Source organism: Ruegeria aquimaris (genome assembly GCF_025751555.1).
In the GTDB taxonomy this organism is placed as follows: Bacteria; Pseudomonadota; Alphaproteobacteria; order Rhodobacterales; family Rhodobacteraceae; genus Ruegeria_B; species Ruegeria_B aquimaris.
The window spans coordinates 95,423-115,692 of record NZ_JAOWLB010000015.1; the positions used below are offsets into that span (position 1 = coordinate 95,423).

A 20,270-nucleotide genomic window follows, 5' to 3' on the forward strand; every position below is an offset into this window, starting at 1 on the left:
TCAAGGTGCTGAACTGCCCAAAAGGGTCAACCAAGCCCATACGGTGAAAATGGACGCCCCAGTTGCGATCAGAACGGACGAGGCCGCGACGCGCTTGGCCCGACCATAGATATTGGCAAAGATATAGGCGTTGAAACCTGGGGCCATGGCCGCATTCAACACACCGGACCGGAACAGGCCCTGTTCGACCGACAGGGCCGATCCGAAAAACCACACCAGCGCAGGGTGGGCCATTAGAGAGATCACGCAGACATAGGCGATCACGCGCAGATCGCCTTCGGGCCGGTATTGCACCAGAACGCCGCCCAAGGCGAAAAGGGCACCGGGCAGGGCGGCGCGCGTGATCAGGGACAGCCCGTCGTCCAGGATCTGTGGCAGCCCCAGACCGCTCAGGTTCACGGCAAAACCCATTGCGATGCCCAGGATCAGCACATTTCGGAACATCGCGGACAAGACCGAACTCGCCATCTTCCGACCGCCCCGGCCGCGGTTGCGGATCACCTCCATCACGGTGATCCCAAGACCATAGCAGAATGGCGAGTGGATCGCGATGATCGCATAGTTCCCGGTCAGGCTCTCGGGCCCATAGGCGCGTTCGGTGATCGCCAGTCCCAAAAGCACAGAGTTGGAGAACAGGCAGCAGAACCCGATGACGACGCTGTCTTCCCAGTCGCGACCGAAGAAATAGCGCGCGCCAAACAACCCGGAAGCAAAACACAATGTTGCGCCTGCGTAGAAGCTGCCGAGAAGCGCGGGGTCGAAACTGGCGTTCAGGTCAAGATGGGCAATCGCGCGAAACAACAGGCAGGGAATTGCAAACCCTTGCGTGAACCGCATCAGCCCGTCGATATGCTCGGGTTTGAAGTAACCTGCAAGTGTGGCCGCGTACCCTGCGCCGATAACCAGAAACACCGGCAAGATGACGTCGATGAGGGCCTGAAACATGTGCGTCCTTATCCGTGTCGACCAGTGGTGAGGCCGTCAGACGGGATATCCGCAGGGGCAACTCTCATCTGTCAAAGCCGGTACCGGATTACCATGCCGTCATAGGCAGGTTCGATATGGTCCGGCGTTTCGGCTGAAACGGTGGCGTGGTCAAGGTCGATATGCATGTTCGTCAGCACCGCGCGGCGGGGCGCCGCCTTGGCAATCCAGTCGAGGGATTTTTCCAGATGCGCGTGGGTTGGATGCGGTGTGCGCCGCAACGCATCCAGAACCCAGCAGTCCAGCCCCTGTAGCTCTGACCAGGAGGGTTCATAGATCTCGGCCACATCCGGCAGGTAGGCTAGATCGTGAATCCGGAACCCCAGACTGTCGATCGAACCATGTCCAACCCGAAAGGGACGAAAGGGAATGGAGCCGCCGGGGCCGTCAATCTCGAAGGGGCCGGAAATGGTCTTCATATCCAGGATGGGCGGGTAAGGAGAGCCTTCGGGTTGGACAAAGGCATAACCGAACCGGGACAGTAATGCATTTTGCGTATCCCCGTCGGCCCACACGGGGATGCGCGCCCGCATGTTGAAGACGATCATGCGAAGGTCGTCGATCCCGTGCACATGATCAGCGTGGGAATGGGTATAGACGACGCCGTCCAGACGCCCGGTTCCCGCCTCCAGAAGCTGGTTGCGCATATCCGGCGTTGTGTCGATCAGAACGGTTGTGGTCCCATCCGGGCCTTCGCGCTCGACCAGCATGGAGCATCGCTGGCGCCGGTTCTTGGGATTGGTCGGATCGCAATCGCCCCAATGCCCACCCAGCCGCGGCACACCTCCCGAAGACCCGCAACCAAGTATGGTGAAACGCAGCTCTGTTGTCATGCCGCAGCCCTGAAACACGCCACCTTGGTGAACAGACGGTCGAAGTTTTCCTGTGTCTGGGCGGCAAAATCGGCGTAGTCGAGCCCAAAGATTTCAGCGCCCTTTCGCGCGGTATGCGCGGTATACGCAGGTTCGTTCCGTTTGCCGCGATGCGGAGGAGGCGCGAGATAGGGTGCGTCGGTCTCTACCAGAATGCGGTCCAGCGGTGCGACCGCAAAGATATCTCTTACCTCCTGGCTTTTGGGAAAGGCCGCGATCCCCGACATGGACAGGTAAAACCCCAGATCCAATGCGGCTCGGGCCAGCTCGGCCGAGGAAGAGAAACAATGCATCACGCAAGAATAGGGCGCGTTCCGGTATTCTTCCGCGAGAATACGCGCCATGTCGTCATCCGCCGCCCGGGCATGCACGATGAGCGGAAGCCCGGTTGCCTGTGCGGCCTGAATGTGGATCCGCAGGGATTGTTGCTGAACCGCGGCGCTGTCGGCTGTATAGTGATAGTCCAACCCGGTCTCGCCAATGCCCACGAATTTCGGGTGTCTGCTGAGCGCGACCAACTCCTCGACCTTGGCCAAAGGTTCCTCTGCCGCACTCATCGGGTGGGTGCCGGCCGCGTAGAAGACCGGTGCATGGGCCTCGGCAATGGCACGCACGCCGGGTTCGTTCCTGAGACGGGTGCAGATCGTCACCATCCGGGTCACACCCGCGCGACAGGCACGGGCCACGATATCGCCCAGCTGTCCTTCGAAATCCGGAAAGTCGAGATGACAATGGCTGTCGGTGATTTCTGGTGGCGTTTCGGTTGCGCTCATCTGCTCCAACTGGCGGTATCCTGCATCTTGAACACCGTATCTAGGACAAGCGCAGCGGGGTCAAGGTTGACCGCCTGACCATGACGGGTTCGGGCAGAGATCGTCAACGCGACCTCGGCCCAGCGCCGCCCGCTTTCGGGATCGGGGGCAAGCCTTGTCAGCACGCTTGCCTCGCCATGACTGGCCTCGGGATCGGGCGGTAACCCGGTCGCGCCGGTCCGCGCCAGTCGCGCCAGCAGGATTTCGATCAGCTTCAACAAGAGATCGAACCGTGGCGCCGCGTTCCGGCCCGCCGCGGTTTCGGCCAGGGCAAGGGCACGTTGCCGATCCAGCCGGGGCAGGCTGGCCAGAATGGCAAGGAGCTCACCATACAGTTTGAGACCATCCAGTTCGATCAACCGAAGCGCCGCACCGACCGAGCCGCTGGCCAGCACGGCCAGTTCCGCGATCTCCGCAGATCGGCCTGCACCTGCCTGATCCAGGGCCGCTTGTAGCGCCGCGGGTTCCAGAGGTGACAGCCGCAGGGTCCGACAGCGGGACCGGATCGTTGGCAACAGGCGCGAGGGCTGGTGTGAGACCAGCAAGAGCGTTGTTCGCGCGGGGGGCTCTTCGAGCATCTTCAACAGCGCGTTGGCCGCACTTGTGTTCATCTCGTCGGCGCTGTCGACGATGACGACGCGGCGCCCGCCATCAGCTGCGCTCAGGCCAAAGAACCGGCCAAGCTTGCGGACATCCTCGACCACGATCTCTGATCTCAGCCGTCCCTGATCGTTCATCGACCGGGTGATCGCGGCAAGCCCCGGCTCGGCCCCGGCCAATACGCGGTGTGATACCGGATGGTCCGGCGCGATCTCCAGCGTTTCCGGCGGAGGAGGAGCCCCGAACAACCCACCATCCGTCTGAGGCGGCGTTGCCAGAAGGAAACGGGCAATGCGCCAGGCCAGAGTAGCCTTACCCACCCCTTGCGGACCGGTCAGCAGCCAGCCGTGGTGCAGCCGGTCCGAGCGATAAGCATCCAGAAAGGCCTGTTCAGCGGCATCCTGGCCAAAGAGCTGCACCGTCTCGCGCGGATGCGGAGCACCGGGAACCTGATCCGGGGCAGGAACCTCGTCACTCATGCCATCGACCGCAATTCGCGCTGAACGAGGTCTGCGACGTCGCGGGCAACAGCGTCGGCGTCGCGATTTCCGTCCACAACATGAAACCGATCCGGGAACTCCCGCGCGAGGTTCAGGAAACCCGCGCGCATTTTCCGCTGCAACTCTGGCCCAAAATCCTCGAACCTTTCCTCGGTTCCCTGGCGCCCCTTGGCGCGGGACAGGCCGGTCTCGGGGTCCATGTCGATCAACAGGGTGATGTCGGGTTCACGCCCGATCATCAGCTTGTGCAATTGATCGACCAGATCTCGAAGATCCCCGCGCGAGAGCCCCTGATACATGCGGGTGCTATCCGCGAACCGATCGCAGATGACGATCTTGCCCGCGTTCAACGCTGGCAGGATCGTGCGCTCCATATGGTCGCGGCGCGCTGCGGTGAACAGCAGGATTTCTGTCTCGGCGGACCAGCGATCCGGCGCGCCCTCCAGAACAAGACGGCGGATTTCCTCGGCACCGGGCGAACCACCCGGTTCGCGCGTCAAGACGACCTCGTGCCCAAGCTTGATCAGAACCTCGGCCAGACGCCTGGCCTGCGTGGATTTGCCGGAACCATCGATCCCCTCGAACGTCAGAAACAGCCCCTGACCGGTCACATCGCCTCCGGTGCGCCGGTGCCGAACTGTTGCATCAACATTGTCGCGGCGGTTTTCAATCGCACAATAAACCCGCCGGTTGCCACGTCCTCGGACGCAACCAGCGGACGGCGGATTTCGGGTAGTTCTCCTGGCTTGATCACCAGTTCGGCAATCTTCTGGCCCTTGGCGATAGGGGCGTTGATAGGACCGTCATAGACGACCTCGGCCTCAATGCTCTTGTCTGACAATACCGGCAACAAGAGATCCAGATCTTCGGCCGGAACCAGGCCTACCGATTGTTTCGCTCCCATCCAGACCTCGGCTTTGGCGACCGGTGTATCGGCTCGGGCAACGGTCTTGGTGGCAAAGTGGCGAAAGGACCAGTTCACGATTGCTTCCGCCTCCTCTGCGCGGCGGGTTTCGCTTTCAAGCCCGGTGACAACGAAGATCACCCGGCGATCCCCCTGCTTGGCCGAACCCACCAGACCATAACCGGCCTCGGCAGTATGCCCGGTCTTCAATCCATCGGCCCCGATATCAAGCCGCAGCAGCGGGTTTCGGTTGCGTGTGTTCGATGGCGCCCGCCCGTCAAAGGCGAATTCGGTTTCAGCAAACAGCGGGTAATACTCGGGGAAGTCGGCAATAAGCCGACTGGCGAGAATGGCAAGGTCGTGAACCGACATCAGATGCCCCGCCGCCGGCCAGCCATTGGAATTGGCAAATGTCGATTGGGTCATGCCCAACAGCTCGGCGCGCTTGGTCATGAACCGGGCGAAGCCGGCTTCGGTCCCATCGGGGCTGAGTGCCTCGGCAATCACTGCGCAGGCATCATTGCCGCTCAACACGATGATACCCCGCAACAGGTCCTCGACCCGGACCCGGTCGGTTGTGTTCAGGAACATGGTCGAGCCGCCATAGCTCATCGCATGTTGCGATACCGGCAAGCGCTCGTCCAGTGTCAGGCGTCCGTCACGCAGGGCCTCGAAGGCGACATAGAGCGTCATCAGCTTTGACATCGACGCCGGTGGCAGCGCTTCATCAGCGTTCTTTGCCAGCAGCACGGTGCCGGTGCTTTGATCCAGCACATAGGCCGCACGCGCCGAGGTATCGAATGCGTGTGCCGGTATAGCGGTGAGCGCAAGCCCCAACGCAAGGGCCGCTTTGCGAAACGAATTCAACATCGGAATGAACCTCCGTCTTACTTCTTGACCGCATAGGCGTCGGAGAATCCGGTGGACTTGACCTGATCCAACAATGCGGTGCGCTCGGATTTGGATTGAGCAGGACCGACAACGACCCGCCAGAACGGTTTGCCGTTCGTGGTTTCCTGCCGGACAGTCGGTACCATGCCCGCGGCGCGCATCTGATCGGCGGCGCGATTGGCGTTCGCCTCGACACTGAAGATACCGATCTGGATATACGGTTTGTCGAGGCTCGACGTCTTTGGTTTCGGGGGCGCGGATGGCGCGGGCGCCGCCGGTTGCTGCACATCCGGTGCCGAGGCTTCAATTGCGGCGGCAGCGCCGGCAACCGGGTCAAGAGCGGTTTCCGAGACCTCCGGCAATTCCTCAAGTGAGGCAGTGTCTGCGGTCGCGGCGTCCGCCACAGGCTCTTCCTGAACCTCTTCGCGGCGCAAGGCCGTTACGTTCAACTGGACCGGAGCGCCAGCCAGCATCCCAAGTGCAGCCGCGGCGTCGGAGGAGGCCTGGATTCTGGGTCCAGGAATATCGCGCTCGCGCCGAAACAGGGCCCCGATCACAAACTTGTCGTTGCTGGCGTTTCGAATGATGACGCGTTCGGGCTCCTTGACATCCGGATGCGCGACCCAGACCCCGCCCAAGGAGGGGCGGCCATCCCAAAGTCCCGCCTCGGTCACCTGGAACACATCCGGTGCCTCAACATCGCGTTCGACCAGCTTGGTGCTGCGCGTCTCGGTTGCGGCCTCTTTGTCCTTCGGCTGAAGAAAAGGCACACCGGCGCCTTCTTCGCATGCCGCCAGGAAGACAAGGCTGAACCCCAGCGCCAGTATGCGGGTACGGGGGCCTGCCTTCTGCATTTCTACGTGCATGTCGACTACTTCCTTGCCTGTTTCGGGACAATTCTTGTCCCGCTGCCGGTTTGCCGGTCGTTACGTTATTGCGGGAAGGGGCCCCGCGCCGGGCGGATCATAACCTGAGGGCCTTGCCTTTGAAAGCCCGCTGCATTGCACTCGGCAAGTTTTCACAAGAAGAGGGACTTGCCTCGGCTTTGCGGAGATCATAGACGTCAACCTGTCGGGGAGGTGGCAGAGCGGTCGAATGCGGCGGTCTTGAAAACCGTTGATGGTGAGAGCCATCCCAGGGTTCGAATCCCTGTCTCCCCGCCAGCCACCCCAGTCTCAGTTTTCTTGTGCTTTTTGAGCCGAAATTCTCCGGCAATTCCCGCGGGTTGCTCGACCGTCTCCTCAACTGAGCCGGTGCTGACGCCATATCTTGGCGTGGATTTTCCCTGAAGTCTCAGTTCGGGTTTTGGGCGGGTGCGCTTTGGCCGAGATTTCCCTGATACAGCTGGATTTACAGCGAATCTCGGTGGCTTTGGTCGGTTTCTGAGGTGGCACACTCAAAAAAAGAGCCAGTCTACAATGGCTTGGCAGAAAATTCCCTAGAAGATGGAACAGGGAATTTTCTGACGCGAGCAGGGAATGTTCAAACGGGGATCAGGGAATTGTAATCCAACAGCAGGGAAAGCTGATATTGGGTGTCAGGAGAACCCGAAGAGGCGTTCCTGTTCGGCCCAATCAAGCGGATGTGTGATGCTGACGAGACGCTTGAGGGTCAGCTCGAGCGGCTGACTGCCCGCGAGGATGGCGGTCTGTATTTTGGGCGACAGGAAGGCGAGTTGAGTGCGGTTGCGGATAAAGGAGCCGGGGACCTTCTCACGATGCGCGATGTCGGACAGCTGGACACCGGACTTCAATTCCCGGGCCCAGCCATGGGCGCGGATCAGCATGGCATGGAGATGGGGGTCGGGGTCCGGGTGCGTCTCGCCAACGATGATTTTTGTCTCGACGCCGCGGCGGCGAAGATCGAACGGGGCTGTCACCTGCAGCAGGTCGGGCAGCAATAGGTCAGCGGGAACGCCGAGCAACCGGGCCAGGGTTGCGCCATCGAGGTCGAGCTCGATGCGACCGCGTGACAGGACACCTGAGGAGAGAAGGTCGGCACCGAGGCTGCCGCCTTTAGTTGCCAAACGCGCAACAAGGTCCAGGACCAACAGGTTCGTCGCTTCGGTTGTGCTTGCATCGGGCTCCAGCAGCACCCGATGTGTGCGGGCCGCTTCAGTGAGGTGCTTGGCCATGACATCGAGAGCAGCCTTTTCCAGCAGGGTGGCAGGCAACCGCCAGCCAGTGGGATCCTTGCCGCCCGAGATCAGACGGTTTGAGATGTAATAGCGCAGCCTCCGCCGGACCCGGGTCGTGTGGGTTGGGGTCAGCCGGTCACCGGTTTCGTCGCGCAACTTTCCTGTCAGCCAGGCCCCGATATCATTGACTGCGCCGGGTTCGTTGCGCGATCCGCGTCCCCGGGTTGATGCGGCCCGCATCCGGCTCTGAACCCGGTTCCAGAGATCATTCTCAATGATTGCAGCGTGCTGGCCGGGCCAGATCTTGTCCTTGTGGCGGATCTGTCCAAGGTAGACCGGGTTGCGGAGCAGGTAATAGATCTGTCCGCGGGACAGGAGATGGTTGCCCGACGTGGTCCCGTTCGCACACACCCGGCGTTTTGACCGCATTCCCTCCGCGGTAGCGATGTCTGCCACCTGGCGAAGACAGCCATGTTCGGCGTAAAGCGTGAAGAGATGCTGGACGGTTGATGCCTCGTCCGTGTTGATGACCAGGGTCCTGGTGGTTTGATCGGGATGCCTGTCATAGCCCAGCGGCAGGTTTCCACCCATCCAGAACCCCTTTTTCTTGGAGGCCGCGATCTTGTCGCGGATCCGCTCAGCGGTGACTTCGCGTTCAAACTGGGCAAAGGACAAAAGCACGTTCAAGGTCAGTCGCCCCATTGAGGAGGAGGTGTTGAAGGCCTGGGTGACCGAGACAAAAGAGCAGTTTGCCTTTTCCAGCCGTTCAACCAGCTTGGAGAAGTCGGCGAGCGACCGGGTTAACCTGTCGATCTTGTAGACCACGACCATGTCGATCCGCCCGGCATCGATCTCGTCCAGCAACCGCTGAAGGGCAGGGCGTTCCAGGGTTCCGCCTGAGAGGCCGCCATCGTCATAGCGCTCGGGAAGCCGCTTCCAGCCTTCATGCCGCTGGCTGGCGACATAGGCAGCGCAGGCCTCGTATTGCGCATCAAGCGAGTTGAACTCCTGTTCGAGCCCATCCTCGGAGGACTTGCGGGTGTAGATGGCGCAGCGGATCTTCGGGCGCCCGGTCATTTCGCGGCCTTTCCGCTGAGGCCAAAGAAGCGGGGTCCTGACCAATGTGCCCCGGTGATTTCCCGGGCAATGGCCGAGAGCGACCGCCAGCTCCGCCCGTTCCAGCTGAACCCGGAATCTGAGACATCGACCACATGGGTCACACCGTTCCATTCCCGGAGCAGGCGCCCGCCTGGTTTCATCGCCGGGCTTGTCGGGGTCGGTTTTTCGGCCTGGCCCTTCTCGAGGGCACTGCGCACCCGCCGCGACAGCCCGCCCTGACGGCGGGACTGCAGTTCAAAGGCCAGAAAGCGGCGCAGGAAGGGCTGGCTCAGCATCTTGGGGGCCGGCTCTTCAAAAATCTCCTGCCAGAGATCCAGAAGCTCCGACCGATCCATGGCCTCGAGGTCGGCGATCTCGATTTGCTTTGGCATCAGTTCGCCTCCGGACCCGGAACAAGATGGTAGGTCGAAGGGCCTCCCCTGGTCTCCGATGGGCGCCGCTCAATCTCTGCCCCCTTCCTGCGCAAGGTACTGAGAGCCGCCCTTGCCGAATGGGGCTGCCACCCGGTGGCCTTGCAGAGCGCCTCCAGCGTGGCTCCGGCCGGTCGCCGCAACATCGCGGTTACCTTGTTGATCTTGGTCTGTTTGGGTTTGGACATGTCTGGTTCCTCAGGTTCAGGGAGGCGGCGAAAGGCCAGCCCCGGTACCGAGGAGAGCCCGAATGCGTCGGGCTTGGGTCCAGTGATGCGTGGTTTGCGGCGCTAGTCCAGTCCTTTCTGCCCCTTTGAGCCTTGTTTCACGGCACCGGGAAAATTCGTTAATAAACTGTTAATAAACGATTTTATCAAAAATTGTGCTTGCAGCTTGGCGCTGGTTCAAGTACAAATTCTGTGATCGCTGGAAACAGCGGTCAACACATACCCTGAAGTCTCGCGCCATTGGGCATTAAACAATTCGAGCATCTAGGGCAACGAACTGGATCGGGAGATCCGGTGGTTGCTGGATGCTCCGCCAAATCTCCAGATCTTCAATACACCAGGCCGGAAGGCCTTTGAAGTTAGGAGACCGAGATGGGTGCCAATTCCAAATCTGTCATGAAGCCCTTAGTGCCCCATGAGGGCATGCCAACTGTTGATTCAGAGGCGTCGAGCAAGCCTGTCTGGATGGCCGACAAGGTTGTTCAAACGCCTGTTTCTGACCTCAAACCCTACGCCAGGAACAACCGTATCCATACACCGAAGAACGTGGACAAGCTGAAAGCCTCGGTGGAACAGTTTGGCTTTGTCACCCCGATCCTCATCGACGGCGACAACGTGATCATTGCCGGTCACGGAAGATATGAGGCCGCAAAGGCGCTGGGACTGGCTGCCGTGCCTACGGTTGTTGCTGCTCATCTTAGTCCGGCGGAGGTGCGCGCCTTGCGCATCGCGGACAACAGGTTGGCGGAACTGTCGGACTGGGACGCGGAGGCTTTGCAGATCGAATTTGCCGAGCTGATGGACCTGGGTCTTGAAGGTGAACTGGATTTCGACCTTGTCGTTACCGGTTTCGAAATGCCAGAGATCGACATAATCATCAACGGGGCAGGGGATGTTGTCGCGACCGAGCGTGAACTGGTCGAGGCTCCGGATCCACATAAGCAGGCGGTAACACGGCCCGGCGATCTCTGGAAACTGGGTGACCATCGCATCCTGTGTGCCGACTCGTTGAGTGCGAACAGCTACGATCGTGTTCTCGCCGGGGCCATTCCGAGAATGGTTTTTACTGATCCACCTTACAATGTGCCAGTAAGAGGTCATGTCCGCGCTGGAGGCGGCAATGGCCATCGCGAATTTGCCATGGCCTCAGGTGAGATGTCGGAAACGGAGTTCCGAGGTTTCCTCGAGACGGTCTTTGCGCACTTGGAAGCTGCCCTGCCAGCCGGTGGCATATCCATGGTCTGCATGGATTGGCGTCACATCGAAGAGCTGATCGCCGCTGGCAAGGGTCGGGGATTTGATCTCATCAATCTCTGTGTCTGGAACAAGACCAATGGTGGTATGGGCAGTCTTTACCGTTCCAAGCACGAGATGATTTGTATCTTCAAGAAGCCGGGCGCGCCGCATCTCAATAACGTGGAACTGGGAAAGCACGGCCGCAACCGAACCAATGTGTGGGATTATGCCGGTGTGAACAGCTTCGGGAAGGGGCGTGAGGCAGATCTGGTGGATCACCCCACGGTCAAACCAACCGCTTTGGTGGCCGATGCGATCATGGATGTCAGCCAGCGCGGTGATGTGGTCCTGGATGCCTTTGGCGGCTCGGGCGCAACCCTGCTGGCGGCGGCGAAGACCGGGCGCAAGGCATGCCTGATCGAACTCGACCCGCTCTATGTCGATGTTGCCATCCGTCGCTGGCAAGAAATAAGCGGCTGCAAGGCTGTCAACCTGGAAACCGGGGAAGCATTTGATGATCGCGCAACCGCGTTGCTCGTCAATGAAAAGACGGAGGCTGAAAATGTCTAAGTCGCCAAAGGACTACGAGGTCGGCTACGGCAAGCCTCCGAAGGCAAGTCAGTTCAAGAAGGGGTACTCCGGAAATCCGAAAGGCCGGCCCAAAGAGGGCAAGAACGTGGGAACAATGTTGGAGGACGTGTTCTTTCGGAAGATTGCGATCACCGAACATGGAAAACGTCGTGAAGTCCCGATGCTCGAAGCGATTTTGCGTCAGCTCGTGAACGGCGCAGTAAAGGGAGAATTACGGTCTGTCGATCGGGTGCTCAAGCTTTTGCCCATGGTACAGGAAGCGAGGGCAGCGGCGATGTCGGAGGATGCGGATGCCGCCGAAATGAATTCGGAAACCGGGGTTGCCGTGCTCGAGGCTCTGGCCGAGATGTTCGGCGGCGCACCCGACCAGCTCTTTGCGACTGTTCAGAAAGGACTGGGCGATGATCGCGCTGAAACCTGAAAGCGTTACCGAGGTCGCCAGAGCCGCAATGCGCGAAAACCTCTATGCATTCTTGATTGGCGCATTTGATGTGCTCTGCCCGGGGGAGACGCTTGCCCGGGCACCTTATCTGGAGGCCATGTGCTTTGCGTTGCAACGCGTAGCAACGGGCGAGTGTTCGCGCTTGATGATCTCGATTGCACCGCGCCACCTAAAATCGGTTTGTGGATCGGTTTTGTTGCCAGCCTTTGTTCTGGGGCGCGATCCGACGCAGAAAGTGGTGGTTGTCAGTTATGGCAAGGATCTTGCAAGAGAACATGCGGAACAGTTCAGGCGCCTGGTCACGAGTTCATTTTACAGGCGGCTGTTCCCTCAGATGAGCTTGGATCCCAGGCACAACCGTCACGAGCATATGAAAACCTCGGCAGGTGGCGGCCGAAAATCCGTCTCTGTCGGTGGTGGCGTTACGGGCTTCGGTGCCAACCTGATCATTATTGACGATCTCGGCAAACCGTCCGAGATGCGGCATGACAGCTATCGTCAGGAGTTGCGTGACTATTTCGATCAGACCTTGTTCTCTCGTCTGAACGACAAGCGAAAAGATCGTATCGTGTCGATCCAGCAGCGCCTGCATCCCGACGATTTTTCGGCGTATCTTCTCGAGAAGGAGACCTTTGATCACCTGTGTTTGCCGTCGATCGCCGAACTCCCGGAAGAACTCCGACTTTACAACAATCGCGTGTTCAGGCGGCGGCCCGGGGATGTCCTGAACCCGGAACGGGAACCTCAGGAGGTTCTCGCCAGGATCAAAGCCGACATCGGGACCTTCGCGTTCCAGGCACAATACCAACAGAACCCGTCCGACGGTGAGAGCGCATTCCTGTCGATGTCGGATCTGCATCTGGTCGATACCCTCCCGAACGAAATTTTGTTCACGCGGCGCGTACAGAGTTGGGATACGGCGGCCAAGGACGGTCCTCGGTGTGACTATTCGGTCGGAATGACCTTTGGTTGGCATGACCAGGAAATGCGCTGGTATCTTCTCGACGTCATTCGCGGACGGCTCGACTACACCGAACTCAAGTCAACAATCCGCCGATGGCGCGAGCGTTGGGTCGCGGACAAGGTTTTGATCGAGGCGTCCGCTATGGGCAACGCGCTGCTTCAGGAGTTCCGGCGCGAGACGAACGGAGTCTTTCAACCGATAAACGTGGTTCACAGCAAACTGGACCGGTTCATCCCTCATACCGATTGGATCAAGTCCGGTAAGCTTGCGATCCCCATCAACAAGCCTTGGTTTGACACGTTCCGACGTGAGCTTCTGTTATTCCCGGATGCCAGTTATGACGACCAGGTCGATGCACTCACCCAGTTTGCGGAGTACATGCGTCGGTCTCAGATCGCTTACTTGGACACAGATCCGCATTCCGGGCGCCGCATGGGACAAATTCATCGGGAGCGCCCTCGGCGGGAAGACAGGATGCGGTTCGCGTGAAATTGATCAATCAAGCATGGAGGGGCGACTGCGCCGATCACGGAGTGAAGAGTGAACCCAGCCGAGACACAAATGTCTGCGCAGTCAAACCGCCTGAAGGACCTCACAAATGCAACGCGATTAACGAAGACGAGTTCGAATTCGCCAGACGGCACTGTCAAAGTAAACCGGCTTGAGGCGGGCAGGGCGGTTTTGTAGCGTCCAGCCATGACCAAAAGATCCCCGTTTCGCTATTTCAAGACCAGCCCAGAGATCATCCGCTTGGCGGTCATGCTGTACATCCGGTTCCCGTTGTCGCTGCGGAACGTGGAAGACCTTCTGCACGAGCGCGGCATTGATGTGAGCCACGAAGCGGTGCGGTTCTGGTGGCACAGGTTCGGGCCGATGTTCGCCGCTGAAATCCGAAAGCGCAGGATTGCAGGGATGAAATCCAGCCGATGGAGCTGGCATCTCGACGAGATGTTCGTGAAGATCAATGGCGAACGTCACTACCTTTGGCGGGCTGTGGATCACGAGGGCGAAATTCTTGAGAGCTTCGTCACGAAGAAACGAGACAAGAAGGCTGCGCTGAAATTTCTAAGAAAAGCAATGCGTAAGCACGGTCGCCCGGAAGCGATCGTAACCGACAGGCTCAGGGGTGCTGTCAAAGCAAACCGGCTTGAGGCGGGCAGGGCGGTTTTGTAGCGTCCAGCCATGACCAAAAGATCCCCGTTTCGCTATTTCAAGACCAGCCCAGAGATCATCCGCTTGGCGGTCATGCTGTACATCCGGTTCCCGTTGTCGCTGCGGAACGTGGAAGACCTTCTGCACGAGCGCGGCATTGATGTGAGCCACGAAGCGGTGCGGTTCTGGTGGCACAGGTTCGGGCCGATGTTCGCCGCTGAAATCCGAAAGCGCAGGATTGCAGGGATGAAATCCAGCCGATGGTGCTGGCATCTCGACGAGATGTTCGTGAAGATCAATGGCGAACGCCACTACCTTTGGCGGGCTGTGGATCACGAGGGCGAAATCCTTGAGAGCTTCGTCACGAAGAAGCGGGACAAGAAAGCCGCGCTGAAATTTCTAAGGAAAGCAATACGTAAGCACGGTCGCCCGGAAGCGATCGTAACCGACAGGCTCAGGTCCTACGGTGCCGCTCTGAGGGAAATCGGTGCCAGCCATCGCCAGGAAACGGGTCGCTGGTTGAACAATCGGGCCGAGAACTCGCACCTTCCATTCCGACGACGAGAACGGGCAATGCTACGGTTCCGGAGGATGCGAAGTTTGCAGAAATTCGCCGCTGTCCATGCCTCGGTCTGCAATCATTTCAACTCAGAGCGCAGCCTCACTTCCCGAACGACTTTCAAGCTGAACCGCGCCGCCGCTCTCTCCGAATGGCGCGGTCTTTGTGCGGCATAAGGGGCAGCCATCGTGCCCTTGGAGAGACTGGTTCGCATTCGTCTGCCAGCACCGTCACTGCTATTCAAGCGCGTTCCAGCCAACGTCCTGCTTGTCTTGCGCGAAGGTGAGCCGGAGGCTTTCGGTCACAGTTTCCGCAGGTATGCCCAGGATACATACCCCTGGAGCCCACGTGCTTGCTCCAGGGACACGCGGCACCAGCGCGTGCCTCCGGTTTGCTCGCATGTGTGAACGCGCAGCACGGTACCGTTCGGCAGACCAAGGATCACGCGGTACCCGGTTCCTGGGCCTGCACGCATCTTGAGCATGTCATCCCCTTCGACGCCGGAAACCTCGAAACGTCCGAGCGACGCGGCCGTTGCTGGGTTGGTACTCAGGAGAGTTCCGATAGAAACCGCCGCAAGTGCGACGAAAAAAGCTTTGCGCATCGTCTTCTCCTGTTTCTACCTCAATGAAGATCGTAGTTTGAGGGTCCGCTGAAAGAAACAGTCACCTCAGGGGGATCGATCTTTGAGCTCAGTCAGGCTATCGAAGCGGTTGGATCTCGGGCGGGATGCGGAGCGGGCGCTCGACAGCGTGCCGGGGATGATTGTGGCGAACTGCGCGGAAGGCAAAACTGGTGACGTCGGCTTTGCGGGACAAATTCGCTGCTGAGGATTCTGGAGAAGATTAACAGCTCCTTTCCTGCAGCTTGATCAAGATTCGGGCAGGCCCGCTTGTCGCAATGCATCCAAGTACTGTTCCAGAAATGCCTTATCCCTCAAATATCCCCAATAGGCTGCGTTTCGCGCGACAGTCGAGTTGGGTGAGATTTGACGCGTCAACTCCGCATATTTTTTTGCATCTTCCTGTTGTCCATTGAAGACTGAGAGGGCCGCCAGATGCGCTGTCGCCATTGGGTTGGGAAACACTTCCAATGCCGCTTTGTATAGTTCCTGCGCCTCGTCATTCTGACCCTGCATCAACAAGGCAAACGCCAGAAGGCTCGGCACCCAGATTGGAGGATGTGGCTGCGTCCTAAGCCCATATCGCAGGAGCGTTTCACCTCGTTCGGGATCGCCCGATGCAGAGAGGATCCAACCCACCATGGCCGCGTTCGTTGCTTCACCGGGCAGCAGTTCCAGGGCACGTTCGGCAGAACGCGCTGCCTTGTCGTGTTCACCGGAATATAAATGCAGCCATGCTTGCCCGATATGACCATGATAATAGTCCGGATTCAGGGCCAGCGCGGTTTCTGCATGTCTCCTAGCCTGGGCAAGCGACACCGTCGGGTCCTGCGAGTACCCCAGGAAAATTGCACTCAGATACAGCCACGACAAGTAGCCATGCGCCGAGGCTGATTTTGGGTTCAGCTTGACGGCCTCCTCCAACAGGGATTTTGCCTTTAAGTCAGCGTCTGGGCGGAATTTCTCGATTTCGGCGATTGCCTGAGTTATCAATTCGTAGACCTCCAGGTCGCCCGCATCCTTGATAAGGCTGAAGGCGAAGTCGCCCGACACCAGACTTGCATCGAGTTGTACAAGAATGCTTCGCACTATGTTGTCCTGGATTTCAAAAACTCCGCTGGCGGCAAATTCGCCGTCAAATCGTTTCGCCCAAATTTGTTGGCCGGTTGTCGCATCTATCAGATGGGCAGAAACTCTCAGCGACGTCTCGGCAATCTGAACGCTGCCTCCGACCAGATATCGCACGCCAAGTTCCTCTGCGATTTGCGAGGCGGGCCGTGCCTTGTCGGTATAGGCAAAGCTCGATTTCTTACCGATGACGAACAATTTGGGAGCTGAAGCCAGTGTTGTTATCAGGCTATCTGTCAACCCGTCGGCAACAAAACGGTTTTCCTCTGCCATCGACAGGTTCTCGAACGGGAGTACCGCTAGTGAGGGTTTTCCGGGCAGCGCAAAGGCCAGTTCTTCCGGATTGAGAGGTTCGAATTCGGGCCTCTGAAACCACCACACCAGCCCGCCGAGCGTGGCAAGGAGTGCGACCGCCGCCGCCAGCCAACCAACCCGACGCGGGGCACGAAATGCGGGAGCAATGGGTGCGCCTTCCACGACCTGATAGACTCTGACAGGCGTGGCGATGTTCTTCAGCCGCTGCTCACCCAGTGACTTGTAGGTGACATCCACATTGGCCTTCAGCACGTCGTAGGCCGTTCCCGATACGACCACGCCCCCAGGCGCAGCTAAGCCCTCCAGCCGTGCGGCCACATTCACCCCGTCGCCATACACATCCCCCTCGTCGAAGATCACGTCCCCGAGGTGGATCGCCATACGATATCGTATCTTCTTGTCGTCGGAGAATTCTTCTTCTCGTGCAGCCATCTCGGCTTGAATGGAGACGGCGCACTGGACGGCTTCCACCACAGATGAGAATTCCGCGATGAGCCCGTCACCAGTGAACTTCACGATCCGGCCATTTCTGGCCACGATCGTCGGCTCAATGAGTTCCTGCAGGTGGCGTTTCTGACGTTTGAGCGTCCCTACCTCATCCAGTTCAACGAGACGAGAATAGCCAGCCATGTCGGTGGCAAGGACGGCTGCAACCCGGCGTTCCATCGAAAAACTATATCACACAAACTGCCTTTCTAAATATGTCCGCTTCAGACTCTGCCCCGACTTTTCTGCCCTTGCAGGTTAGCGAACAACAATGCCCACCTCCCGCGAAACCATCCTCGCCGCGCTGTATGCGCGCCTCTCTGTGCTGCCAGCGATCGCCCTCCGCGGTGAGGTCCTGCCCGAGCGCGTGTCGGCCGATGGCATGCTGATCCTGCGCGACGGGGAGCCGGGCGAGCCCGAGGTGACGCTGTCGCCTCTGCGCTATCACTACCAGCACCGCGCCGAGATCGAGGCGGTCGTGCAGGGCGTCGAACGTGACGCCGCCTTCGACACACTGACCTCGGGCATCGGCGCAGCGCTTGCGGCCGACCGAACGCTGGGCGGGCTCTGCGACTGGGTTGAGGCGGAAGCGCCGCGCCCGGTCGATATGCCGGTCGAGGGCGCGACATGTCTGAAAGCTGCAATCATTCCGGTGGTTCTACATTATTCCTTGGCAGATCCGTTGTCGTGATGATCAGTCAGACAAGGACCTAGGTGAGCGGAAGACGAAATTGGACCAATCCTGGCTTCACAACCGCATTGTCACGTGTCATCTGATCATCTCAATGCAATCGGTACAGTTTCCGAACCAACATAATCCGGAAGGTTGGCAGACCAGGGAGCCATAAATGCTGAAGACCGTGTTTGTATTTTGTCTTGCTGTCTGGATTTGTGGACCGGTGGCGGCGGAATCCCTACTGGGCAAGTTGAAGCAAGGCGCCGAGTCTGCCGGTGATGCGATTGGGCGAGGCGCGGAGAAGGTCGGCGAGACCCTCGAAACCGGAGCCGAAGCGGTCGGGGAAAGCATCAATTCGACCGTCGAGCTTGTGTCCAACGAAGATACTCCCGAAGAAACACGCGCAAAACTTGATGCGATGGCGAACGAAGTTCTTGACCGTTTGCTCCGGGAAAATGATCAGGCCGCGACGCTCTATGCAGAAAGTGCAGGTTATGCGGCTTTCGACACTCGCAAGGTGACAGTATTCCCGGTGGCCGCTGGGTATGGACGCGGCGTTGCCGTTTCGAACGCAGACGGGCAAAGGGTCTATATGAATCTCGGCACCGGGGGCCTTGGGGCGGCAATGGGGATCGGTGGTTTTGCAACTCAGTTCGTGATCCTGTTCGAAACAGCCGGCGACTTTGAAGAATTCGTCACGAATGGCTATGACGCAACCGGGGAAACAAGTGCCATGTACGGTGATGAAAAGGCCGAACAAACGGTGCAGTTCAAGGATGGCCGTTCCATATTCGTGCTGGGCAAAACCGGCTGGCGGGTGGCGGCAAGTGCATCCGGCACCAAGTACTGGAAAGCTCCGGACCTGAACTGATTTCCGGCCGGGGCCCGGAACGGGCCCCGTTCCCCGGCCTCGTCGCGCGCTCGAACACGAAGTATGGCCTTAACGGATTTGGCGCCTCTGGCGTCTGATCGGCGGCGTCAGAAGGAATCCGGTTGAGGCGGGCAGGGCGGTCTCGTAGCCTGACGGCATGCCGAAACGTGATCCGTTCAAATACTTCCACAGCAGCCCAGAAATCATCCGTCTGGCGGTGATGTTGTACGTCAGATTTCCCCTGTCACTGCGCAATGTCGAGGACCTGCTTCACGAGCGCGGCGTCGATGTCAGCCACGAAACGGTCCGGTTCTGATGGCAAAGGTCTGGTCCGATGTTCGCGTCCGAGATCCGCAAGATACGCGCTGATCGGCTTCGGTCCTGGCCGCAGTGGCGATGGCACCTGGATGAGATGTTTGTGAAGATAAATGGAGAACGGCACTACCTGTGGCGGGCTGTGGATCACGAGGACGAAGTCCTTGAGAGCTACGTCACGAAGAAGCGGGACAAGAAGGCCGCATTGAAATTCCTCAGAAAATCAATGAAACGCCACGGTCGACCTCATGTCCTGGTGACCGACCAGCTGAGATCCTACGGCGCGGCGATGAAAGACATCGGCAATGCTCACAGGCAGGAAACGGGTCGCTGGCTGAACAACAGAGCTGAGAATTCACATCTGCCATTCCGACGACGAGAGCGGGCAATGCAACGCTTTCGGCGCATGCGAAGTTTGCAGAAATTTGCTTCCGTCCACGCCTCGGTCTTCAACCATTTCAACTCGGAGCGCAGCCTCACCAGCCGACAGAATTTCAAGCTCAACCGCGCCGCTGCTCTAGCCGAGTGGCGCCAGCTTTGCATCGCCTAAGTTCCTGCGGTTCGTGGGAAACTGAGACTGGTTAAAATCTGTCTGACAGCACCCCTTATCAAGTAGCGCATCCGATCATGTGCAAAAGCGTGGCAGATTGCCGGAAAGGGAAAACGTGATAGGCTTTCATTGATGAATTTGGTTCACTCAAGGGGATTATCAGATGGCATATATTCCGGGCACCGAGTTCAATGATACTTTGAATGGCACGGACGGCGACGACACAATTGATGGCTCTGGTGGTGATGACTTCATTCGCGGTGGCGGCGGCGATGACAGCCTGTTGGGGGGTGATGGTAACGACACGCTGAGCGCTACTCTCGGCGGATCGGATACGCTGCACGGCGAGGCCGGCGACGACCTCCTCAGAACCTCGGGCAACAATTCCGACGATCTCCTTGATGGTGGAGCGGGCAACGACACGTTGGCGATCGATGCCTCACTGACAGGCGGCACGCTAATCGGTGGCAGCGGCACCGATCTTTTGGAGATGCGCGGCGGTGGCGGCCAGGATCTTCGCGGCACGGTTATCTCGGGGATCGAACGGACTGAGCTCTGGCAAGCCGTCAGCTTCAGTATCGACGCGGCGCAAGCGGTAAACCTCGGCGAGATCGTAATGGCCGAATACGCGCTGACAAACGGCTCAGGGCTTCGGCTCCATGCCGTCGATGGACAAGCCGCCGTGGTGACCCCGGTGTTGAGCGGGACCCAGCGGTTGGCAGTATTCTCGACTGACAGCCTTGCCAGCGAGATGCTGTCGGTGGATTTCAGCGGTGGAACCTACGCTGACGACTCTTACGCGGCTTTTTACGGAGGTGCTGGGGACGAGGCGGTCATTGGTGGCAGCGGCAATGACGATTTTCGCGGTGGCGGCGGCGATGACAGCCTGTTGGGGGGTGATGGTAAC

Annotated in this window: 19 protein-coding genes, 1 tRNA gene and 2 pseudogenes; 10 read left to right on the forward strand and 12 right to left on the reverse strand. The window is 59.2% G+C overall.

The annotated features are described in order from the left end of the window. The 7 genes from OE747_RS17970 to OE747_RS18000 all read right to left on the reverse strand — a co-directional run bounded on the left by OE747_RS17970 (position 1) and on the right by OE747_RS18000 (position 6,429). The gene (locus OE747_RS17970; RefSeq protein ID WP_263829921.1) at positions 1–945 is read right to left on the reverse strand and encodes an AEC family transporter; all 945 of its coding nucleotides are present in this window, start codon (positions 943–945) and stop codon (positions 1–3) included. Positions 946–1,016: 71 nt separating this feature from the next. Continuing rightward, entirely contained in the window at positions 1,017–1,817 is an 801-nt protein-coding gene (locus OE747_RS17975) for an MBL fold metallo-hydrolase (RefSeq protein WP_263829922.1), read from the reverse strand. Continuing rightward, positions 1,814–2,629, reverse strand: a complete 816-nt coding sequence (locus OE747_RS17980) for a TatD family hydrolase (protein WP_263829923.1) — start codon at positions 2,627–2,629, stop codon at positions 1,814–1,816. Before OE747_RS17980 ends, OE747_RS17975 begins: the two co-directional genes overlap by 4 nt. Next, entirely contained in the window at positions 2,626–3,747 is a 1,122-nt protein-coding gene (locus tag OE747_RS17985) for a DNA polymerase III subunit delta' (RefSeq protein ID WP_263829924.1), read from the reverse strand. Before OE747_RS17985 ends, OE747_RS17980 begins: the two co-directional genes overlap by 4 nt. Continuing rightward, positions 3,744–4,379, reverse strand: a complete 636-nt coding sequence (tmk, locus tag OE747_RS17990; protein ID WP_263829925.1) for a dTMP kinase — start codon at positions 4,377–4,379, stop codon at positions 3,744–3,746. The genes OE747_RS17985 and tmk overlap by 4 nt, the downstream gene beginning before the upstream one ends. Beyond that, positions 4,376–5,542: a D-alanyl-D-alanine carboxypeptidase family protein gene (locus tag OE747_RS17995; RefSeq protein ID WP_263829926.1), complete on the reverse strand. Its 1,167-nt coding sequence runs from the start codon at positions 5,540–5,542 to the stop codon at positions 4,376–4,378. Before OE747_RS17995 ends, tmk begins: the two co-directional genes overlap by 4 nt. A gap of 17 nt (positions 5,543–5,559) precedes the next feature. After that, positions 5,560–6,429: an SPOR domain-containing protein gene (locus OE747_RS18000; protein ID WP_263829927.1), complete on the reverse strand. Its 870-nt coding sequence runs from the start codon at positions 6,427–6,429 to the stop codon at positions 5,560–5,562. A 207-nt stretch (positions 6,430–6,636) separates the two neighbouring features. Here OE747_RS18000 and OE747_RS18005 point away from each other — a divergent pair. Next, positions 6,637–6,726: transfer RNA gene (locus tag OE747_RS18005), tRNA-Ser, on the forward strand. A gap of 374 nt (positions 6,727–7,100) precedes the next feature. Here the strand turns inward: OE747_RS18005 and OE747_RS18010 are convergent. From OE747_RS18010 to OE747_RS24675, 3 genes are read right to left on the reverse strand one after another with little or no spacing between them, the layout of a single operon-like run. Next, positions 7,101–8,777 (reverse strand): recombinase family protein, encoded by a 1,677-nt coding sequence (locus tag OE747_RS18010; RefSeq protein ID WP_263829928.1) that lies wholly within the window; start codon positions 8,775–8,777, stop codon positions 7,101–7,103. Then, positions 8,774–9,190 carry a DUF2924 domain-containing protein gene (locus tag OE747_RS18015; RefSeq protein WP_263829929.1) on the reverse strand — a complete coding sequence of 139 codons (417 nt, stop codon included), beginning with the start codon at positions 9,188–9,190 and terminating at the stop codon, positions 8,774–8,776. Before OE747_RS18015 ends, OE747_RS18010 begins: the two co-directional genes overlap by 4 nt. Further along, the gene (locus OE747_RS24675; protein WP_404818333.1) at positions 9,190–9,417 is read right to left on the reverse strand and encodes a DUF3489 domain-containing protein; all 228 of its coding nucleotides are present in this window, start codon (positions 9,415–9,417) and stop codon (positions 9,190–9,192) included. The genes OE747_RS18015 and OE747_RS24675 overlap by 1 nt, the downstream gene beginning before the upstream one ends. A 411-nt stretch (positions 9,418–9,828) precedes the next feature. Here OE747_RS24675 and OE747_RS18020 point away from each other — a divergent pair, with 411 nt between their 5' ends. The 5 genes and pseudogenes from OE747_RS18020 to OE747_RS18040 all read left to right on the forward strand — a co-directional run bounded on the left by OE747_RS18020 (position 9,829) and on the right by OE747_RS18040 (position 14,576). Further along, complete coding sequence (locus OE747_RS18020) at positions 9,829–11,262, forward strand: site-specific DNA-methyltransferase (protein ID WP_263829930.1); 1,434 nt, start codon at positions 9,829–9,831, stop codon at positions 11,260–11,262. Then, positions 11,255–11,704 carry a DUF5681 domain-containing protein gene (locus tag OE747_RS18025; RefSeq protein ID WP_263829931.1) on the forward strand — a complete coding sequence of 150 codons (450 nt, stop codon included), beginning with the start codon at positions 11,255–11,257 and terminating at the stop codon, positions 11,702–11,704. The genes OE747_RS18020 and OE747_RS18025 overlap by 8 nt, the downstream gene beginning before the upstream one ends. After that, complete coding sequence (gene terL / locus OE747_RS18030; protein WP_263829932.1) at positions 11,685–13,178, forward strand: phage terminase large subunit; 1,494 nt, start codon at positions 11,685–11,687, stop codon at positions 13,176–13,178. Before OE747_RS18025 ends, terL begins: the two co-directional genes overlap by 20 nt. Before the next feature lie 207 nt (positions 13,179–13,385). Continuing rightward, a pseudogene (locus OE747_RS18035) lies at positions 13,386–13,814 on the forward strand (IS6 family transposase); the annotation flags it as partial. Between the two features lie 57 nt (positions 13,815–13,871). Further along, the gene (locus tag OE747_RS18040) at positions 13,872–14,576 is read left to right on the forward strand and encodes an IS6 family transposase (protein ID WP_263829933.1); all 705 of its coding nucleotides are present in this window, start codon (positions 13,872–13,874) and stop codon (positions 14,574–14,576) included. A gap of 125 nt (positions 14,577–14,701) precedes the next feature. Here the strand turns inward: OE747_RS18040 and OE747_RS18045 are convergent, their stop codons facing one another. After that, the gene (locus OE747_RS18045) at positions 14,702–15,004 is read right to left on the reverse strand and encodes an SH3 domain-containing protein (protein ID WP_263829934.1); all 303 of its coding nucleotides are present in this window, start codon (positions 15,002–15,004) and stop codon (positions 14,702–14,704) included. A gap of 267 nt (positions 15,005–15,271) precedes the next feature. Further along, entirely contained in the window at positions 15,272–17,131 is a 1,860-nt protein-coding gene (locus OE747_RS18050) for an adenylate/guanylate cyclase domain-containing protein (RefSeq protein ID WP_263829935.1), read from the reverse strand. A gap of 91 nt (positions 17,132–17,222) precedes the next feature. On the opposite strand from OE747_RS18050, the gene OE747_RS18055 reads away from it, so the two are divergent. The 4 genes and pseudogenes from OE747_RS18055 to OE747_RS18070 form a co-directional block, all read left to right on the forward strand. Continuing rightward, positions 17,223–17,642, forward strand: a complete 420-nt coding sequence (locus tag OE747_RS18055) for an acyl-CoA transferase (protein WP_263829936.1) — start codon at positions 17,223–17,225, stop codon at positions 17,640–17,642. A 157-nt stretch (positions 17,643–17,799) separates the two neighbouring features. Next, a complete protein-coding gene (locus tag OE747_RS18060; RefSeq protein ID WP_263829937.1) occupies positions 17,800–18,498 on the forward strand; it encodes a lipid-binding SYLF domain-containing protein in 699 nt (232 codons plus the stop codon). A 157-nt stretch (positions 18,499–18,655) separates the two neighbouring features. Next, positions 18,656–19,363 (forward strand): annotated as a pseudogene (locus OE747_RS18065) (IS6 family transposase). Between the two features lie 163 nt (positions 19,364–19,526). Next, on the forward strand, positions 19,527–20,270 hold a 744-nt coding region (locus OE747_RS18070; RefSeq protein WP_404818334.1), incomplete at its 3' end, for a calcium-binding protein.